Genomic DNA, 21218 nt, shown 5'->3' with positions numbered 1-21218 from the left:
TGCCTGTCCCATCTTATTTTCCCTCCCTGAGGGCGAGGCCTTGGTTCAAATATTGGAGCTTGCTGGATCAGGTCAGTTGAGTGCAAAACGCAAGACCTGACCCCTTCTGCATTATTTCTTCGCAATATGCATGTTCAAGCCTCGCGTTCGCTATCATCAATACTTGTTAAAAATGGGGGGATTACCATTCAACTATCCTGAGGATATCCGTAAGGCCATTTACACCACCAATGCGATAGAATCACTCAACAGTGTTATTCGTAAAGCCATCAAGAAACGTAAGCTATTTCCATATGATGATTCAGCGAGGAAAGTTATTTACTTAGCGATTGAGCAAGCATCGAAAAAATGAACAATGCCAATAAGAAATTGGAAAACGGTCTTGAATCGATTTATGATTGAATTCGAAGACCGTTTGAAAGATGCTATTTAAACCTGGCAGTTACACAAAATCTGTGACAGGCTCTAGTTAAACCACCCAATTATGCAAGAAGTTTATCTGTTCTTTTATTTTTTATCATAATAGTCAACAATAAACAGAACTAATGCCAAAATTAATGAGCAAGGTATTACTACTATGATCATACCGGTAGAAACTCTTTGTAAACTTAATTCAGCTATGTCTCCATTAAGGGCTACTTTTATTAAAATCAAAGTAGTGAGTATTAATACAAACGCTCCTACCAACCGTAAAAATTTCATTGCATTATTTTTAACATTCATTATCAACACTCGAACATGCTTCACTAATAGCCTTCTCACTGCCTTGCGTGGCTGCTTCAACACCTATTTGCTTAGCTGCATCACCCATTCCTATTTTATCAAATAGTTTTCCTGATAACTTTCCAGCAACCTTCCCTACTGCTTTAACATGAGGCGCAACTCCTTCCACTGCATTCTCAAGTCCGTTTTCCATAATTTTTTCATTAGAAGCGCCATCTATAGAGTCGTTCACCATTCCAGCCCCAGTATTAGCCACAGCCCCTCCACCTAGTACCATTGTACCTGACAATGCTTTTTCAGTGGCTGTTGCTACAACTTTACTCCCAGTCATGATCGATGCCTTTGCAATAGACGTAATGCCACCAGTAGCAGCGCCTGCTGCTCCTGCTACCGCAGCCTTTGTAAAGCTAATATCTTTTCCTGAAAAATACTGTGCTCCTAACTCTACCCCTGCACCAATGATAAACCCAACAGCTAAGTGTCCAAGTTCTCCATTAGGGTCTTTGTATTTATATGGGTTATTGTTTGCATAAATATAACGGTTAAACCCATGAATTGTGTTACCGTTCGCCACATGGCCTATAGTATCAACAGGATCATTCGAATAAAACCGACCAATAACTGGATCATAGTATCGTGCCTGCATATAACTTAACCCTAAGTCTGTATCAAACTTATGGCCTGTATACCCTACATCATCTTTTGGTGCTTCAATACTTTCACCAAATGGGCGATGGTGTTGGCGGCTTTCTGCCACCGTTTGCGGTGTTACATCACCATATTTGGCAATCAGCTTTTTACCTAAGTGAATGTAACTCGTTCCTTCACCGATGAAACTGCCCTTTTCACGATATAATAATGTGCCATATTGGCTGTACATTGAGTAGCTCGTGCCTTTACCATCCACTTGTTTAACTCGACGATTGTGACCGTCATATATATAGGTGTTGCCTTTGGCGCTTTTAAGCTGGTTTGCTGCATTAAAGTTCAGGTCAAACTTGCCGTTATGCTTAATGTGACCCCGTGCATCATATTTTATGACTGCATACTTTCCATCGGTGCCCGTCCCCGTTACGGATGTAAGACGGTTAAGTGATGTATCATACTTATACGTTAAGTCGCGGCCTTTACTCTTGTAGGTTTTAATATTGCCGAGCGTATCATAGGTTATTGCGCTATTACCAATACCTGCGACCCCCGTTACTGTTTTTAGCCTATCCACACCATCATACGTCATGTTGGTAATGCTAAATTGCGGGTTTTGCGTATCGGTAATGGAGGTAATATTTAAGTTATTGTCATAGGTATACCCTAAATTGACAATATTGGTCGTCCCTTGTAAATCGACAATGCTTTCTGGCAATAATGAACTTGTGTTCACCGTGGTGGTATGTTTCACGCCATTTCCATAAGTAAAGGTTTTCAACGCACCATGTGCATAGTGAACTGCATCTATGGCAAACGACTGTTGCACAACGTCGCCTGCATCATATACTTGTGCTTCGGTTGGCTCACCAAACCCATTTGGCTTAAACTGCACCTTGGTATTATCAGGGTACGTAATCGCACTTCTATGTCCTAAGCTATTGTAGTCATAGTCTATCGTTAATGTACCATCACTCCCTACTGTTAAAGTTTCATCTTCTAGTAGGTTTTGATTATTGTAGTTATAAGCATGCGTGACTGTGCCCGCTACTAACTTTTTAATATTGCCGTTATTATCTAGTGTGTATTCAACATCAATGTCTGTACCCGGATAGTCAACTTTATACAAATCACCCACATTGTCATAAATAAACGATGTGCTATCCGCTGGTTCAGTTGTTACACACTCAGTATTCGTTACACCTTGCTTTTGCCACTGTAGTTCACCTAGCGCATTGTACTTCATGACGGTGTTACCCACATCTGCACGTTGAATTAAACAAAGCTGCTTATTGGCATCATAAAGTCGTGTTTCAGTAAATGTCTCTTGCTCACCCGATTGAGTGATTGATTTAACCAATCCAAAAATATCTACATCAATGTCTGTGGTGATATTCTCTGGAGACTCAATTTTGGTGGCTATATCATAACGGGGGCGACCAAACGCTTGATAAGTGGTGGTGGTTGCATTACCTTGAGCGTCAGTTACTTTGATTTTATTATCGACAAGATACTCATACACTACATCACCTAACCCTGTGGTAGATATTTTTTCAACGCGGCCCAATACGTCATAATTGCGATATACTCCACTAGTAATGATAGATGCAGAGTCAGTTACATGTGAGGCAAAGGTTTGTTTATTATTATGATCATAAGCGAAATATTGATAGCGCACACTCTTCAATTCTTTAGGATTAGTCAAATCTTCGTTTTCAGTTGATACTAGCCTCAGTAGGTTATCGTATGTTTCAGTTGTCTTAAATATGGCATCACCTTCACAACTTGAATGATCTTCCTTTAACTCACAACGGCTCACAATTCTAATATTTTTGTTACTATCAGTTGTTGCGTGCACCCAAGTGAAAAAAGTATCTAGGCTGCCGTCTTCTTTTATTGAGATTAACCGATCTTGCTTATCAAATTGATAATTAGTTTTAACCCCATTAAAGTCTGTAATACTGGTAATTCGCCCGAATTCATCAACTGTACGACTAAGACTAAGATTCTCTGTACCTTCATATCGATTAGATAATGTTACTTTTTGAGGAATAGAACGATAGTAGTTCGAGAAAACAGTTGAAATCTTAACATTTCCATTCATTACATCTTTGTTATATTCAACTTCCTTCAAATTTCCGTCATCATGGTATTTTGTATAGGTGAGCCGAAGTTGGTCATTTAATTTTATTTCATGAGGCAACGAGCTATAAACATGTTCTGCTGAATAATAAGAGACCTCTTTCTCAGGCTTATACTCTGTTTCCACACCATCATAAACTTCTACTCTACTCTTTTTTATGAAGTTTGATAATAACCAATTACTCGTATCATGATAATAAAAATAACTCGTTTTCAAATCAGCACCAAAATTATTACTTTCTTTAACCTCTTTGGCATTACCATAAATATCATATTCAATATAATCTTTATTATAAACATCATCAGGGAAAGTATGTTTCTCACTCTTTAGGAGTGAGTTATTTAAAAAATTATATCTATTACCATTAAGATGAACACCATACTTCTTACCAAAAATAGTTGACGGAGTATATGTATATTCCTCAGTCTTTATTATATTACCATTTGAATCTTCCTTTTCCAAAGCAACAATATCCCCCTCCGAAAAGCTTGAGTAATCCCGATTTATGTAATAATTGTTAACACTAGAATCTGGGTTGACCTCTTTAACTTTTTTTGTTAAATATCGATTTACATTAATTGGCACTGGAAGCGGAATCAAATACTCTTTCGGTATCACATCTCCTTCGTTATAAGATCCATTATAAGCACCCCTTGTTTCTGAATACTCATATTTCCACGTCATAGTCTTTTGATTATTTTTAATCGTTTTACTATCAAGGCTGTACACCTTGTAACAAGGTTCTATTCGACCTCTATACGAATAGTTATTGGCTTTATCGTTGAACCCTTCAGAGAAAACAAACTTTGCAATGCCTCCATCAGGATGTTCTACCGTCATTGTCCTAGGAGTTGTATGAGTTAAGATGCATGAATCCGTCCCACTACCAGAAGCCAGTATTAAGTCTCCAGGCTCAGCATCTACTACATGTAAGTTATACTTCCACTCCCTTAAATCTGGTTCAACAACTTTACCGACATAACGCTGATGTTCACCCGGTCCATTTGCTTCTTGTGTGTAAACCCAAGATTTTTTACTTTCGCCACCGATATCTGTGGCTACAACCGTCTTCGTAGATAACCGAGTAGCAGTAGATGAGTCCGTTTTGGTTGCGTAAGACACTTCTATCTTTCTGCCATCATTACTCACAATGCTTTCTAAACGGCTATTATTATATTTATACAATAAGTTATTATTAAACCTATCTTCAACTTTCACTACATATAGTGTAGCATCGACCTGATAATAATAGTCATCCTTCGTATAGTAGGTAGAGGATTCTGAGTTACTTTGCTTACCACGATAATATTCAAAATAATAGATGTGCCCATTTGGTAAGATAGCCTTAAAACCTTCTTTATTATCCGATGCTACATAACAGCTAATAATAACATTGCTTTTAGTTACATATTTATAATTTTCCCTACTCTTCCCTATCGTGCCATCATTAAGTAATAGGTTATCAGAAATAATACCTGGAATAATAATCCTAGGTACTGAACTATAAGAGTACACAGCATCAGCATCAATGTTATTAGAACGGTCAGGGATTGGACTGCCACTGCAATACGAACCATTTTTCCAATCGACTGATAGAGCAGACTCTTTAGTACTCCCACTTGCAGTAAAGCTCATTTCAATTCGAGGTAACTCTTCCTCCCATACAGCTACAGATTTTGGCATATATGTATGAAAAATTGTTTTGTAAGACATAGGTAGATTTGAATTACCTTTCAAAACAGCATCTTCCCGTGTAAAGGTGAGTGTTCCTGAATATTTATCGTGCTGCTCCCCAAATACCTCCATACTGTGAGGTTTAATTTTCCCTATAGAGCCCCTATAAGACATTGCATTATTGATATTTTGCAACTGACTTATTCTGGCACTTTCCAGGTTTTCTTCGTCAAATGAAAATAAAGAAGAACTAAATAATATAGTAAAAAAAATAAAATAACGTTTCAAGATAATCCTACAACATAAAGAAATAAAACATAAAAACATAAAAACATAAAAACTAGTTCAAGAAATATTTAAAACCCCCATCAATTATCACCAACATTCACTTCTAATATTCTATAAAAAATAGAAAAAACGACCCAAATTCATTTTCTACCCTTAAGGCTAATAAAAGTGTGCCACCGATGATTATAAAATCTATAAAATTTAATAATCGGCGGCACATTCTGCTCAATCTCACTTTTAATTTAAAAAATCACAAAGTCTATATATTTAGCTATATGAGCTTCAAATATTATCCCTGTGTCTCAGCAACCGGACTCCCTAACAAATCAGTATGGATAAAAATAGTAGCTTTCTTTTGCTCTATTGAGTAAATCCAACTTGAACAACTTCCATCACTAAAACACACCTTGATTCGGTATGCGCCTGCACTGCCAGACGGTAAAGTGTAGCTATGTTGGTTGCCACTTAATGTGGTTAATAACTGCCAACTTAAGTTCGCATAGTCAGCGCAGTTTGTTGTGCATGCTGCATCTTCAATCATATAGCTCGTTGCACCAGCAAAAACAGGCCATGATAATGTTTTACCTGTTGTTGAAAATTCAAAGTCAGTTACATCGTAAATTCGAGCTCGGGCAAAGTTTCCGCAGGTATTTACTTTGTCACAAGCTGCAACTCGGTATACAACGCTGTCCCACCCCGGTGCATAGTCGGCCTTGCTTGCGGTCACATTACATGTTTTGTAAGTAATATAATTAACCACTTTTTCAACCATGTTTTTGCAATCAGCTGTTTGCCAAACACCAACATCAACCATTCTTTCAAGTTGATAGCTATTTGCGCCAGTAAGAATAGACCACGTGAGCGCATATTCATTTTGCTTATCGGGTACTTGCGTAGAATAAAACTCCGCTGGTTTTTCAAACACGACTTTATCTACTATCGTGCACTGCGTTTCTGTAAACTGGCTTTTTTCGCCATTGTTATACACTGCACGTACTTTGTAGCAATACTCGCGGCCCTTATCTAATGGGCCTCTTTCGACCCCCACTAAGGTTTGTCTTATTAGTGGTAAGTTTGATGTTGGGTGAACCTCAATAATACTGCTTAATTCGCCAGCCAACTCATACTCTTTCACCCCCAAAGCTTGGCTTTCACACCATAACACCGGAATTTTCTGACCAGCCTCGACTCTGTCAGGCACATTAAAGCACGATGGTGTTAAATGTTTGCTTAAAGGCTGTGTTAGATAAGTAAGTTTATCTATTCCCCACTCTATAGTTTTTGCAAAATCACCGCATATTCCGGCTTTAGTACAGGCAGATACCCTATAAGTACGTTGAGATAATTTAGTGGCATGATATTTATGAAAATCATTGAGCTGATGAATATAGCTGGTTTGCGAGCCATAATACACGGCTTGCCACGCGATATTGCCATTGCTTTGCATGACCTGTTGCTCAAGTAGGTATAAATCGGGCGTACCTGTAGTGGGTTTACCCCAGCTGAGCGCCACTTGATTTGATGATTCCATTTTATGGGTAAAGTTAGGTACCGCTTCAAAGGCTTTGTTACCTACTGTCACACACTGTTTGGGTGTGAACGCACTGACGCTGCCATCTGTCATTTTAGCTCTGACTTTATAGCAGTACTCGCGACCTGGTTCTAATTCATTTCGCTCAACCGTCACTAGACCTTGTAAGTCTTTTGTCAGGCTCGTCGCAGGGTGCTCACTCACCCTATTTAACAGCTCGCCATACAGCTCATAGCTTGCCACATTCAAGGCTTGGCTCTCACACCACTTAATTTCGGTGGTGTAATTGCCTTTTGCTTTAACATCCATACATGCAGGTGTTAAATGGGCACTCGATGGCGCATCTAAATACGCACTCGGGTTAAAGTTTCGGTAAAAAACTCGCTTATGATCGCCGCATACTCCTTGTGCATCACACGCTGATACGCGATATGCCATATGGGGAATACGCTGGTAATAAAACTTATGGAAGTCACTAAACTGCTGAGTGATCTCGGTTGCCGCACCATAGTGAACAGGCTGCCATAAAACGATTTCCGATGTATATACTTGCTGTTCAAGCAAGTACTTGACCGGCGGATCACCCGCGGTATTTACAGGGGCTTTCCAACTGATTTTAAAGTCTTTGCCGGTGATTTGATCTATTCTAAAATCTTGTACTGCTTCGTAGCGTTTACTCCCCACTACGGCGCATTGCGTTGCAGCATACGGCCCAACCGTATTGTTTGTGAACCGTGCTCTAACCTTGTAACAATATTCACGCCCTGCAGCAAGCTTACTAGCATCTCTGATCAACCTAAAGTAACCATCGCTCTCTAGAGAGTATGGGTCTTTTATTTCTCCGATTAGCTCCCCTTGCACTTCGTACCTTTTAACAGGGTAACTGCTAGCGTATGGTGGTTGCTTCCAACTCACTTCAATTTTGCCTTGCGGCTCGACTTGTTTCAGTACATTAAAAAACGCTGGAGTTCTGCCTTCTCCGCCACTAATCCAAACAGCCACACTTTGCTTGGTACTTACAGGATGCGCACAAAAATCATTGTTTCTGGCTTTAATACACGCTTCAACCCGAAAATTATATTCACCGCTAAGGCTTGGCGTTGTGGTAAATTTATTGTCGACAATATTTGCATGACGTGCCTCCCACGAAGACCCCGTACGTGACATCATTACCGTATAATAATCGGCATCATCCACTTTATCCCATGTAACATTGATCTGATGACCCGATCCCCTTGTCGCATTTAAATTTGATGGCTGACCATTAACCACATGGGCGATTGGCACTTGGTAACTCAGTGGTCGTGCTTGAGTACATTGATTTTTACTGTCACAAGCTTTTACTCGATAGTTTTGCTGGCCATGTAAATCAAAAGTATCAATGGTATGAGTTTGTTCAAAAGTGTTGTTTTGTATTCTTGCCACTTTTTTCCACTGTGTATCGCTACTGGGTGTATCTTGGTTTAGTGTGCTGTTATTCAGCAATACACTTTGTAGTCTCAGCTGTAAATTTGTAAAGGTACGTGCCAAAGGTGGCTGATAGGTTTCTCGCTCAATTTCGTATTCAACCGCCCCTGGTACATCATGCCAAGACAGCTCATATGTGCCGATTTCAAGCACTTGCTGTGTTAACCCTGAAGGCGCAGCCAGTGGCCGATGACCCACATACGTACAAATTGCTTGCGATGACGCAAGCATACTGCCTTGCGCGTCAACCCCATTCACTTTAAAACAATATTTTCCATCTGGTAGGCTTGGGTGATCAAACGATTGAGCCGTATCACCATATGCCCAATTTCCTTCAAATGCCTGTGTGTAGTGACCGCTCATTGCGGTGCTACGCTGAATTCGATACATTGCTGCGTTAGGCACATTGGCCCAACTGATCTGAAATGGCTGCCCAGCGTCAATCACCTGAGGTAATGACAAATATGCAGGCGTATTATCACCTGCGCTACTGAGTTTTACTGTCACTTGATTGGCGTAATCTTGGCACAATTGTGCTGAGCTGCACCCCACCACTCTAAATTCAACGTCACCGGTTATGTCATCGGGTAAAATAAATTGGTTGTCGGTGACAATGACTTCTTGCCATTTATTACCCGCGACTTTATACCTGACTTTGTATTGGGTTACATTCGCTTGGGCATACCAAGTAAGCACTCTTTGGCCCTGTGCATTAATATCAAAAGTGGTGCTGTACTTATCCCATTCATGGCGGGTATTGGCAGGCTTTGCTGGCTGCTCTAGGCGTTCATCGAGTAAATTATACGCTGCAATAGGCAACCACGACTTACTCGCATAGGCACTGCTCATAAAGCAGCACATAATACTAAATACTAAAAATATACTGAGATGTCTTAAATTCATTTTAACTGGCTCAATTTAGCGAATGAATAACATGGGTGTGGTGTTTTTATCATGGGTATTTTTTTAATCCGCTTTAATCTGACACATGCCTTTACCGCATAAAGGGTGAGTATTAACACTTGGTACCATGGGGTAAACGCTACGATTGGTTTTGTACGGTAGGCACTGGCCATTTTCTGACCCTACATACCCTACATACTTAGTAGTTGGAGGGTTCAGAGCTGAAAAGAATTGGCTGTTTTTATAGAATCCGTTGTAATAAAGGAATCTTCCTGATGTCGGATAAAATGAGCCTATTACTTGTGTGCAGTTTTCATCTGAAAAGTACAAATCCAAATGCCTAGTGTCATTATCAGGAACTAAAAAATCAAGTTTATTGTCTCCATTTTGTCTAAGTACTTGATATTCTGATCCGCCTTTATCGAAATTCAGTATGGTCCCTATTTTTGTTACACCATCCCCTTTATACAAACTAAAGTGACCACTGCTCCCATTAGTTGTATTTGCTATGGTGTCACCCACTTCAATACTTTGTGCGCGCTCATATCCGGTACTGTCGGCACAATCATTGGCTGAGGTCACTGAAATACTGCGGTTATCTGTCATGGCGGCAACCAGTAAGGTATAACTGGCTTTACCTGCGGCGCTTGTTAAAGACAGTGTCCATTGTTGATTATTCGTGGATGTTACACAGTTAGGTAAAGTGTGCGACTTAGCGTGTGATGTTGAAAAATACACCGTATCACCATCCACTTTAATATTGGTGATTTTGTTATCTGAGGCAGCTGCACTGCAGCTATGTAACAGAGTTAACGCTGTTGCCAGCACAGCTGTAGCGGTATTTAATTTTTGAGACATGTAAAAACTCCATGTTTTTCTTCTAATTTTAAGGCTTTAACGCACCTTGCAGAGTAAAGGCACTTTAGTGCTTATTTTTTAATGTGTGTTCTTTTTGCAAGCTTAACGATGCTCTTTGCGGTTACTCAGTTTTGATCTGGCATATAGCCACTCCACAATATCGCTGAGGTGTAGCAGGTTCAACTGGAGCCATAGATAACGCCTCCCATTGACCCATGCGATGGCACTGACCATCTGTACTTTTGTAATAGCGCGCTATCATTCGCCCTTTAGGTTCAATCATAAAAAATCGCCCACTGTTATACTCTGAGCTGTAGTAATAATATTGTAACTCTGATTGTTTAACCCTCACCTCGCCCGTACATGATGCATCTTCATAATAAAAGCTATTACTTTTCCTTACATTCGTATAAGGCGCTATTTCGTGAAACACACTATTGCCTTCATCTTGTAAAATTGTAAAAACAGATCCGCCTCTAGAGTTGTCATAGCCATAATCCAAGATTGCCCCCACCTTAGTAACACCGTCACCTTGATACAAGGTCATCATTTTCCCGCTACTTTGCTGACTGGCATTACCCACTTCAATACTTTGTGCGCGCTCATATCCGGTACTGTCGGCACAATCATTGGCTGAGGTAACCGCCACACTGCGGTTATCTGTCATAGCGGCAACCAATAAGGTATAACTGGCTTTACCTGCGGCACTGGTTAAAGACAGCGTCCATTGTTGGCTATTTCCTGATGTCACACAGTTTGGTAAAGTATGCGACTTAGCGTGTGAAGTTGAAAAATGCACCGTATCACCATCCACTTTAATATTGGTGATTTTGTTATCTGAGGCAGCTGCACTGCCGCTATGTAACAGGGTTAACGCTGTTGCCAGCACAGCTGTAGCGGTATTTAATTTTTGAAACATGTAAGAAATTCCATATTTTTCTTTATTTTTAGATGATTAGATTTAATAAAGGGCAATATACGGCTACTGCGTTCGGATCTGGCAAGGGGCAACACCACATACTGGGTGAACGGCATTAGGGTTTACGATTGTTTTGTTTTTATGTTGGCGCGTTGGGAAACATTGATCTCCTGAGAATTGATGGTATGACCGAACCCAGACACTGCCACCATTAACGCTAAAAAAGTTCCCATTATTATAATTCTCGTTTATATAATATTTTGAAGTATCAATATCGTCTACACCAATATCTCCCGTACAATCACTGTTTTCATAATATATGTAGGCTGCGCTGGTATTGGAATGAGGGCCAACACTGTCTAACCACTTATCCCCTTCGTTTCTCAACAACTGAAATACCGTGTTCTGACCTGCCCCAGTTATACTATAAATTGTACCTACCTTAGTTACACCATCACCTTGGTATAAAGTCATTAACTTACTGCTCCCGGCCCCACTTTGTTGACTGGCACTTTCCACTTCAATACTTTGCGCACGCTCATATCCGGTGCTATCGGCACAATCATTGGCTGAGATGATTGATATACTGCGGTTATCCGTCATAGCGGCAACCAGTAAGGTATAACTGGCTTTACCAGCAGCGCTTGTTAAAGACAGTGTCCATTGTTGATCATTCGCGGATGTCACACAATTTGGTAAAGTGTGCGACTTAGCGTGTGAAGTTGAAAAATGCACCGTATCACCATCCACTTTAATATTGGTGATTTTATTATCTGAAGCGCCCGCAGTTGCTGAAATAACTAACGAGGTAGCCGCCAAGACACTGGCTGTAAGTGTATTGAGTGTGAAGTTCATGATGAGAATTCCATTATATAATTAGACGTGTACTTAGGTGCTAGGCCCTAGTTGTAACTTACCGAAATAGTGCGCGGTGTTTCATAACCGGCTTTGTCACTGCAGGCTTGGGTAGATTCAACCCTTACTTTTAAAGTAGACGATTGAGCATGAAGCAAAGCGCGATATAAATCAGGGCCATTTTGAGTGTTTAAAGAAAACGCCCAAACATTACTATTACCTGCTTCAACACATGCTGCTGAGGTTTGATTTAAATACGTAAAATAGACAATGTCATCGACAATTTTTACGTTTGATATATTTGCTAAGGCCGTGCTTGAAAAAAATGTGCTTAAAATGAGCAGCTTTGTAAGTATTGCCGCTTTTATTATCAATTTAATAGGCATAATGTAGAGTGGTAAGTTAAAGGGGGCGCATTCTAATCAAAATATCGTTAGGTGTCAAAATAGGTAAATTCATATAGCTCAGTCATTTCCAACAGCAAAATGAAAGCTGAATTTAAAAGATAGGCAATGAATGAAAGGCAATCAATTTTGGGTGGGTGTCTTCGTAAATTGATCTAGTTTCCCGAATTCAACATGCAAGTGCACCACTATAAACTATCAAGTGAAAAGACTTCCTCAGGCGTCTGATAATCTAAAATCTTTCTTGGACGACTGTTAATTTTGTTTACTACTTCTTGTAGTTCATTATCAGTTATAGTCGAAAAATCTGTTTTTTTGGGGAAATATCGACGTATCAACCCATTTGTATTTTCATTTGTACCGCGCTGCCATGAACAGTAAGGATCGGCGAAGTAAATATCCATATTAAGCCTATTTTCAAGCTTATTAAAAAGTGAAAACTCTTTCCCATTATCAAGTGTAAGTGTCAGCCTCTTAGAAGTGGCTAACGTTATAAACATTGAAATCGTTGCTTTATTGAAAAGCTCTGCTGTTTTATTTTCTATTTTTTGGGCCATTAGATATTTTGTTGCTCGATCCACATGAGTAATTATATATCCAGAGCCTTTCTTTCCTTCAACAAGATCACCTTCCCAGTCGCCAATACGAGACCGTTTCTCAACGACATTAGGTCGTTCATGGATACTAACTCGGTTTTTTATCTTACCTCGTAAGTCCCCATATTTTCTTTGTTTTTTTCTCTTTTTGTGACGTTTTGGTAATGCTTTATAGAGCCCACCACCAACTTGATAGTCTTTAATAACCCATTGATAAATTGTCTCATGACTGACACATTCTCCCTTGTCATTTGGATGGTTTTTTTTAAGCCTTCCAGCTATGGCATCTGGTGACCAACCTTCTTGCAGTTTATGTACAACATGCTGATAAAGCGTTTTATTAGCAAACTTTTTTGCGTGCCTTGGTTTCTTTCTACGTTCGGCTGCCAAGTCTTCTGCAGATTCATCGAAGTAAGTATAGTAAGGGGGTTTATTCCTCTTTACTTCTCGCATAATGGTAGTGTGGTGTCGGTTAAGTAAACGGCCGATTGAGCGGTAACTTTCACCACTATTATGGCGATAATAGATTGCTTTTCGCTCAAAACTGTTAAGATGTTCATAAGACATTTCTCAGCTCCTAAAATGTATTTGGTCGCACATTTACATTAGCAGAAACTGAGAAGTGTCTTATTTCTATCTAGTTTTTATACGTGGTGCACTTAGAACTTGAATTCGGGTCTCCTTACAACTTCCCCAATTAGTATTGTGAAATTAGATAAAAGTATGCTGACTATCAATCCGTATACACATCCCAGTATGCTCAAAGCACTATCACTCATGCTCAATACTTTGGAGTATTCCATTGTCGCAAAAGGCGTAGAAACACAGCAGCAATTAGATCAGTGTGCTGAGTTGAGCTTGGCCGGAGTTCAAGGCTTTTTATTAGCAAAGCCAATGTCCACAGAGCATTTAGAAAAACGCTTGGAATATCTGCTAAATACAGTTTAGTGCTTGCAACCTAAATAACCCTTATTGACATAAATTTGAGAGTGCCGGTTATGATACGTTACACATGGTTAATTACCGCCTTAAGTATTTCTATTTATAGTAATGTACCCAAAGCGAAAGAAGCGCCGCTTGATGTTAAGAGTTACTATGGCCACTATGACACAAAAAATAAGGTTGCTGGAAAACCTTCTCCAAGCTTATCAAAAGCCATTATTGAAAAGTGGAAGTCACCAGTTCAAGCGAACGCACCGTACAACCTAGCAATATTGTTTCCTCATTTGAAAGACCCATTTTGGGTTGCCGTAAATTATGGGGTATTTAAACAAGCTGAAAAGTTTGGAGTTGGCGCAGAGTTATTTTTAGCCGGCGGCTATCGTAACCTTGGCCGTCAAGTCATTCAGCTAGAAAACGTATTGAAACACAAAGACGCTTACGATGGTGTCATTATTGGTGCGGTACAGTTTAAGAAAAGCAAGCTAGAAGACATATACAAAAAGCTAACCGCTGCAGGCATGCCCATAGTCTCCGTGATTAACGATAGCTTTACCCCTACTATTAATGCTAAATCTCTGGTTTCATGGGAAGAGCTAGGCTTTCAAGCCGGTAAGTACCTAATAGAACATGCAAAACAAAAAAGCGTCAAAGTCTTAGTGATGCCTGGACCTAAAGGTACCGGTTGGGCGCCTGACAGTTTAAATGGGTTCAATAAAGCATTGGCGCAAGCAAGTGATCAACACAACGCTAAAGTGCTTCCAGCAATTTGGGGAGATACAGGAGATAAAACCCAACGGCATTTACTTAACTTTATTCTAGAAAAACATAACAAAATTGACTATTTAGTAGCTAACGCAATAGCCGTTAATGCCATGGTGACCAAGGGACCCAATGGTGAACCTGCGCCGATTGAAACGTTCAAGAATAAGCATCCTGAGATAAAAATAATTTCAACCTATATTATTCAAGATGTTTTTGATCATATCACCGCAGGAAGAGTGTTGGCATCGTCAACTGACTTAATGAAACAACAAGGTCAAATTGCAATAGACATGATGATAAAGCTATTAAACGGCGACCAGGTAGGTAGTAAAGAAAGTAACTTCCCATTTCGTGCCGGACCAATCGTCCCTATAATTTCTCAGGACAACATTCAACAGTGGCCATATGAATACTTATTTGGCGAGAGGGAATTTAAAGCAATTCATGTACTGCCAAGCAAACAACCTGTTTTGTTACAGCAGCGGAGTACAAATGAAAGCTAATACAAAATGGAAAGATACGCTGGCAGCTAAATTACTAGTAAAGGTTTTTCAATATTACATTTTTATAACCGTCATTGTGACACTCGCACATATGTCAATGGACTTTTCATTTACAAAAGATATTGTTGAAGATGATTTAAAAGTTTTTCATACATCTTTTGAACCAGGGTTAAGTGTTGCACTTTGGAATCAGGAAGATGACGCATTACAAAGTAGTCTGCTTGCGATATATCATGTTCCCCAAATAGAAGGTGCCAAAATTATTGATGAGAATGGCAACTTTGTGACAGCAATTGGTTATGTCAAAAACGAACTTGGTCAAGTGACTTATTATGATCCGAATACGTTGTCACATAATGAGTCGATAAGTGGTGGTTCACAAAGCTTATTTTCTTATTCAAATAATATCCATCATCAAGAAGATAATATTAAATATTTAATCGGTAATTTGATCCTTTATTCATCCGATAACATTGTTTTTTCTCAGGTACAGTACGGATACATATTTATTGTTATCAATTCAATAATAAAAACTCTCGCACTGTGGTTGATAGTTTTGTGGCAAAGTAAGCCACTGATATATGACCCCCTTAATCAAATATCCAACAGGCTTAAATCAGAACGCCCTGATACCTTATCAGACCTTCACTTTGACATCTCAAAAAAAGAAAATGGTGAGTTATTATTATTAAAAAACGCGCTGAATAAAATTTTCAAAATGTTAGCGCTATCAATTAAGGAAAGAGACACAGCTCTTAATAAAGCGACTCAACGCAACGAAGAACTATCACAATTTTCATATCGAACGTCACATGATTTAAAAGCACCTTTAGTAACTGTTAGGCGGCTGTCACACATCATAATTGAGGATGTTAATAGCGGAGATTATGAAGAAGTTGAATTGAACGCGAACAGAATAGCAACGCATGTATCACGACTGGAAAACTTAGTCACCGATATTCTAGATTTAGCTCGTGCGGATTTAGAAATCAAAGAGCATGAAACGGTCGTTCTTTCTCAGGTACTTACCGATGTAAAAGAAACTCTATCAGGTGTTTACATCGAAGATGATGTTCAAATAATAGACGACATTGACCCAGAGTTAAGGTTGTATGTACCAAGAGCCCGCATTAACCAAATACTTGAGAATTTACTTTCAAATGCTTTGAAGTATAAGGACCCTTTTAAATCAGAGTGTTATGTGAAAGTCTCCGCACAAAACACCGATGACGAGGTCTTGGTGGTCATTGAAGATAATGGTGTTGGGATCCCACTGAAATATCAAACCCAAGTATTTCAAATGTTTCGGCGTTTCCACCCCGAAGTATCATTTGGTAGTGGTCTAGGTATGTATATTGTTAAAAAACATATAGATAATTTATCTGCAAATATTAATTTTACGAGCTCTGAAAAAGGAACTCGTTTCGAACTAACCTTTAAAAATTGAGTGATATATTGTGAAAAAAGTGTCGGTTATGATTATTGATGATGAGTCTACTGATAGGTATATTCTAAAACGTGTGTTGAAAAAATCAGATAAGACAGGCCAAATATTTGAAGCATCTAATGGTCAAGAGGCTTTGTTGTTTTTGGCCGAGCATGAGCGTGGCATTAAAGAATTCCCAGACTCCTTTCCGCCATTAATTGTATTTTTAGATATCAACATGCCAATTATGGGAGGGTTTGAATTTTTGGAGGAGTTTTCAAAATTAAGGAAAAATAAAACGATCTATCAAACATGCTTTTTTGCGATGTTTACCTCCTCAGATATGCAACAAGATATTGAAAGAGCCGAGTCATTTGAGTTTGTAAAAGGCTATATCTCTAAAGCAACTTTCACATTAGAAAAGTATAAAGCGATACTGGCTCAACTAAATTGAACGATACGTCTTTTGTGGTTTACCTCCAATCTGACAATGTCATGTGGAAAAAGGTCAGATTGGATCAAGCCTTTGTTTGTATTGCGATTAGACTAGCACCCATTGCTTGGCCAATGACAAATAAATGTAGAACCTGCTTTACCATCAGACTCTACTGTAATTTTGCCCCCTTGATGCTCTAATATTTTCTTCCCAATAGCCAAGCCCATGCCACTGCCTTCAACTTCATCTCTAGCTCTTAGCGTTTGAAATTGCTCAAATATAATATCTTGATTTTTAATAGGGATCCCACAACCATCATCTTCAATAAAGATACGATACATATTGGCTTGCTTTTCATAATGCACTTTAATGCATCCGCGCTTATTTGGATGGTGTTTAACTGCATTCGAAATAAGAATATTAATAACTTGATTAAATAAGGTGCGTGGTAATGTTACCCGTCCAGAATCAATATCAAATTTAAAACTATGCGCATCAAATTGCTCAACACAATACACAACCGCTTCATTGAAATCAAAATCTGAATACGCTTCACTGTGTTTACCTACACGAGAGTACATCAGTAAGTCCGTTATCATTTGTTGCAGCCGTTCGGCTCGACTATTAATAAGCATTAGGTTAGTTTGACTTTCTTCATCGATATTCAAACCGATATCTTCTAATACCCAGGTAGTTAAATTCGCGATGGCATTGACTGGGCTTCTCAATTCATGAGAAGCCAGATAAATAAAATCCGCTAGCTCCTTTTTGGCCAACTCAAGCTCCGACTGCAAGCGCTTGTTTTCTGTTTCGAGGCTTTTGTCGCTCATGACTTTCAAATTATTTTTGATAGCAGTTGTCCTTCTTTAGTTTATGCCTACTTAAATACATAGTCGAAAACCGAGAAATATGTATTACATGCTTATTATATTGTAGTAACACAGGTAAAACATATACAAGCCAGCCCACAGTTCCCCCTGAAGCAATGATTTATAAGTCTGTTACACCATATCGCCAGACATCAGTGACGATAACCATACTACACCAGGTAATTAATGGCGCACACTTTCAAGTATTATGATGCATCGTCTCTCTAAGGTTGGTTATGCTGGAATTCACCTACCAATATATTGGCAAAGCCTACGAGCAATATTTGGACAAAAAAATACCCAGCCTAGCTGGGTATTTACAAAAATTAACTTTATTTCGTCAATTATAGAATTTCTAGTAACTCAACATCAAATACAAGTGTTGAGAAAGGTGCGATTGATGCACCTGCGCCACGCTCACCGTAAGCAAGCTCATGTGGAATGTATAAACGCCACTTTGAACCAGCAGGCATAAGTTGTAGTGCTTCAGTCCAGCCAGCGATAACGCCGTTTACTGGGAATTCAGCAGGCTCACCACGGTCATATGAGCTATCAAATACTGTACCATTGATTAATGTACCGTGATAATGAACACGTACTTTAGAATCAGCTACCGGCTTTTCACCTTCGCCAGTTGTAACAACTTCATACTGAAGACCTGATTCAGTTACAGTAATTTCAGTGCGCTTTGCATTTTCTTCAAGGAATGAAATACCTTCAGCTGCAAGTACTTTAGATTCTTCTTCACGACGAGCTTGAATTTCAGTATTGATTTTTTCAAATGCAGCTTGGATCTCAGGGATCTCAACACGCATTGCTTCACCAGCATAAGCGTCTTTCATACCTTCAAATACTGAGTGCAAGTTTAAACCTTCAAAAGGGTTTGCTTTAAGTTGCTCACCCATTTGTAAACCAATACCGTAGCTTGCTTTTTCAGCATCTGTATTAAATAAATCTGACATTCTTAATTTCACTTTTTTGTTTCTATTAAAAGACCCGCGCAGTGTAACATAGCCATTATCGAGTTTAAATGCGATTAATCGAGCTTCTCAGCCTGCCATTGCTTGATTTGCAACACAGTATAAGTGGCAAAAGGCAAGCTAACGAGTAACCCGGCGATTAATTCAGCACTATACCCTGACAGTGTTTCAGAAAAGTAATAACCAAACCCAAACACACCACAGAGACTGATAACTATCGCGCTGAATAATGGTGATAGTTTCTCATATTTACTGATCAAGTGACCGACAAGTAAATTAAATAGAAATGTATAGACGAGTGTAGTTACTAAATTCGGGTCTTGCTGGCCATCAATTGCTAATACCAAAGCCATTTCTAAGCCACTTAAATAAAAGAAACTAAATACTATCCACAATGCACAATGTTTAACTAAATCAATAGACATACAAGCTCCAAACGAAAAAAACCGCCGTTAGGCGGTTTTTAGAATGAGGTGGCGGAGAGATAGGGATTTGAACCCTAGAAGGGCTACAAACCCTTGCCGGTTTTCAAGACCGGTGCTTTCGACCACTCAGCCATCTCTCCGTTGTTGGCGCGAATACTAGTGGTTTTTTATGGCAGTGTAAAGAAAAACATAATTTTTTTGAATTATTAATAATACTGTTTCGGTCTGCGAGCAAACCACGCCCCGCACATACACAAACAAAATAAGCCTAAACTCACCAATGTAAAATTGATTGCAACAACAGAAAACTCTTTGACAGGTAACGCTACATTAAGTGCTAATGGCAATAAAGAAAGGCTACCAACAAATAGCAGTACTTTTAATGCTCGATAAAATTCGAATCGACGACTATAATTCATCCATCCAGACAAAGCACTAACAATAACTCCGGATGCAATAAGTGCAAGTTTGACTTCAGACGTATTAGAAAAGATATACGTACTTATTAATGAGCCTATTAAGCCCCAACTAAGCCATACCCACCAGCTTTCTCGTTCTTTTAAAAATAAATTACCCATGATCTGACTTCTATTATTGTTTTTCAGACAGCTATAGACTACCAAATAAATCGGGCATAAAACAACCATTGATATAATATTCATAATTAGCACTAAGTCTTGACGGATATAGGCGCATTTAAACCAAAAAAGCCTTAGTTTACACTAAGGCCTTTTTAAAAAATGCAATAATAAATTATGCAGATTTTTTACGTTGAGAAGCTTTTTGAGCCTGTTTTTGTTCTTTTCTCTGACGAAGTACTTCTTGTGCTTCGTGGCCGATATGCCCTTCTCCGCGCTCCTGTGCTAATTGAATTTGCTTTTGGCGCTCAGCAAATCGTGCTCGTTGCTCGTCGGTTAAGCTATCATGACAATGATGACAAGACACGCCTTCCATGTAGTACTCTTGCTTCATTTCTTCTTCAGTAATAGGCATACGACATGCATGACATTGCTCATATGAGCCTTTTTGTAAATCATGATCCACTGCAACCCGGTTATCAAATACAAAACATTCGCCTTCCCATAAAGTTTCTTCTTTAGGGACTTCTTCTAAATACTTCAGTATGCCACCTTCCAAATGATAGACTTCATCAAAGCCCTGCTCCTTCATATAAGCCGTTGATTTTTCGCACCGGATCCCGCCAGTACAAAACATAGCCACTTTTTTATGTTTTTCAGGGTTGAGGTTATTTTCTGCCCACTCTGGAAATTCTCGGAAAGTTTTCGTTTTTGGGTCGATAGCGTGTTTAAAGGTCCCAATTTCAATTTCATAATCATTACGAGTATCAACCACTACGACCTCAGGATCCGAAATAAGCGCATTCCAGTCTTGTGGTTTAACATAACTACCAACGACTTCTAATGGATCAATCCCCTCAACACCCATAGTAACGATTTCTTTCTTAAGTTTTACTTTGGTGCGATAAAAAGGGCAAGTTTCATCAAAAGACTCTTTAGAAACAATATTATCTAAACCAGGTTGTGCTTCTAACCATGCTAGTAACGCATCAATTCCTTCGCGCTCTCCAGCCACGGTACCATTTATTCCTTCAAGTGCTAATAACAATGTGCCACGCACATCGTGTTGCTCCATGACATCATGTAATGGTTGACGTATTTGTTCAAAATTAGGTAACGAAACAAATTTATAAAGTGCACATACTACAAACGGTTTAGACATTGATATTCCTATAATCAGCTTTTTTTGTCTATTCTTGGGGTTTTTTGACCCCATAGATCATTTAACCGGAACGTAAATCCGGCGCTAGAGCGCGTATTGTACGGATTTTTGTTTTAATTGCAAAAACCT

At 39.1% G+C, this 21218-nt stretch carries 16 protein-coding genes, 1 tRNA gene and 1 pseudogene; 5 read left to right on the top strand and 13 right to left on the bottom strand.

What is annotated here, in order from left to right:
• Positions 1-187: 187 nt before the first annotated feature.
• A pseudogene (locus tag PAUR_RS08985) lies at positions 188-433 on the top strand (transposase); the annotation flags it as partial.
• Between the two features lie 279 nt (positions 434-712).
• On the opposite strand, the gene PAUR_RS08980 reads toward PAUR_RS08985, so the two are convergent.
• The 7 genes from PAUR_RS08980 to PAUR_RS08950 form a co-directional block, all read right to left on the bottom strand.
• Positions 713-5473: an RHS repeat domain-containing protein gene (locus PAUR_RS08980; RefSeq protein ID WP_192507428.1), complete on the bottom strand. Its 4761-nt coding sequence runs from the start codon at positions 5471-5473 to the stop codon at positions 713-715.
• A gap of 289 nt (positions 5474-5762) precedes the next feature.
• Positions 5763-9320: a fibronectin type III domain-containing protein gene (locus tag PAUR_RS08975; RefSeq protein WP_192507427.1), complete on the bottom strand. Its 3558-nt coding sequence runs from the start codon at positions 9318-9320 to the stop codon at positions 5763-5765.
• Positions 9321-9437: 117 nt separating this feature from the next.
• Positions 9438-10232: a hypothetical protein gene (locus PAUR_RS08970; RefSeq protein ID WP_192507426.1), complete on the bottom strand. Its 795-nt coding sequence runs from the start codon at positions 10230-10232 to the stop codon at positions 9438-9440.
• 121 nt (positions 10233-10353) lie between these two features.
• Positions 10354-11151, bottom strand: coding sequence for a hypothetical protein (locus tag PAUR_RS08965; RefSeq protein WP_192507425.1), 798 nt, complete (start codon positions 11149-11151; stop codon positions 10354-10356).
• Positions 11152-11214: 63 nt separating this feature from the next.
• On the bottom strand, positions 11215-12006 hold the full coding sequence (locus PAUR_RS08960; RefSeq protein ID WP_192507424.1) for a hypothetical protein: 792 nt from the start codon (positions 12004-12006) through the stop codon (positions 11215-11217).
• A 47-nt stretch (positions 12007-12053) separates the two neighbouring features.
• A complete protein-coding gene (locus tag PAUR_RS08955) occupies positions 12054-12392 on the bottom strand; it encodes a hypothetical protein (protein ID WP_192507423.1) in 339 nt (112 codons plus the stop codon).
• A 206-nt stretch (positions 12393-12598) separates the two neighbouring features.
• The gene (locus PAUR_RS08950) at positions 12599-13573 is read right to left on the bottom strand and encodes an IS30 family transposase (RefSeq protein WP_192507422.1); all 975 of its coding nucleotides are present in this window, start codon (positions 13571-13573) and stop codon (positions 12599-12601) included.
• A gap of 99 nt (positions 13574-13672) precedes the next feature.
• On the opposite strand from PAUR_RS08950, the gene PAUR_RS08945 reads away from it, so the two are divergent.
• The 4 genes from PAUR_RS08945 to PAUR_RS08930 are packed head-to-tail and all read left to right on the top strand — an operon-like array spanning position 13673 to position 17093.
• Positions 13673-13954, top strand: a complete 282-nt coding sequence (locus PAUR_RS08945) for an EAL domain-containing protein (protein ID WP_225738323.1) — start codon at positions 13673-13675, stop codon at positions 13952-13954.
• Between the two features lie 50 nt (positions 13955-14004).
• Positions 14005-15213, top strand: coding sequence for a TMAO reductase system periplasmic protein TorT (gene torT, locus PAUR_RS08940; RefSeq protein WP_192507420.1), 1209 nt, complete (start codon positions 14005-14007; stop codon positions 15211-15213).
• Entirely contained in the window at positions 15203-16660 is a 1458-nt protein-coding gene (locus PAUR_RS08935) for a sensor histidine kinase (RefSeq protein WP_192507419.1), read from the top strand. The genes torT and PAUR_RS08935 overlap by 11 nt, the downstream gene beginning before the upstream one ends.
• A gap of 28 nt (positions 16661-16688) precedes the next feature.
• Positions 16689-17093 (top strand): response regulator, encoded by a 405-nt coding sequence (locus PAUR_RS08930; protein ID WP_192507418.1) that lies wholly within the window; start codon positions 16689-16691, stop codon positions 17091-17093.
• Positions 17094-17185: 92 nt separating this feature from the next.
• Here PAUR_RS08930 and PAUR_RS08925 read toward each other — a convergent pair whose 3' ends face one another.
• The 6 genes from PAUR_RS08925 to trhO all read right to left on the bottom strand — a co-directional run bounded on the left by PAUR_RS08925 (position 17186) and on the right by trhO (position 21089).
• Positions 17186-17905, bottom strand: a complete 720-nt coding sequence (locus tag PAUR_RS08925) for a sensor histidine kinase (RefSeq protein WP_192507417.1) — start codon at positions 17903-17905, stop codon at positions 17186-17188.
• 383 nt (positions 17906-18288) lie between these two features.
• Positions 18289-18906 (bottom strand): FKBP-type peptidyl-prolyl cis-trans isomerase, encoded by a 618-nt coding sequence (locus tag PAUR_RS08920; RefSeq protein ID WP_192507416.1) that lies wholly within the window; start codon positions 18904-18906, stop codon positions 18289-18291.
• Between the two features lie 74 nt (positions 18907-18980).
• A complete protein-coding gene (locus PAUR_RS08915; RefSeq protein ID WP_192507415.1) occupies positions 18981-19349 on the bottom strand; it encodes a hypothetical protein in 369 nt (122 codons plus the stop codon).
• Positions 19350-19398: 49 nt separating this feature from the next.
• A tRNA-Ser gene (locus PAUR_RS08910) sits at positions 19399-19489 on the bottom strand.
• 66 nt (positions 19490-19555) lie between these two features.
• The gene (locus tag PAUR_RS08905; RefSeq protein WP_192507414.1) at positions 19556-19927 is read right to left on the bottom strand and encodes a hypothetical protein; all 372 of its coding nucleotides are present in this window, start codon (positions 19925-19927) and stop codon (positions 19556-19558) included.
• Between the two features lie 175 nt (positions 19928-20102).
• Positions 20103-21089 (bottom strand): oxygen-dependent tRNA uridine(34) hydroxylase TrhO, encoded by a 987-nt coding sequence (trhO, locus tag PAUR_RS08900; protein ID WP_192507413.1) that lies wholly within the window; start codon positions 21087-21089, stop codon positions 20103-20105.
• Positions 21090-21218 lie beyond the last annotated feature (129 nt).

This window comes from Pseudoalteromonas aurantia 208 (assembly GCF_014858725.1).
In the GTDB taxonomy this organism is placed as follows: Bacteria; Pseudomonadota; Gammaproteobacteria; order Enterobacterales; family Alteromonadaceae; genus Pseudoalteromonas; species Pseudoalteromonas aurantia.
Note: the sequence above shows the minus strand (reverse complement) of the source record. Positions and strands in the feature narration are given on the sequence as shown.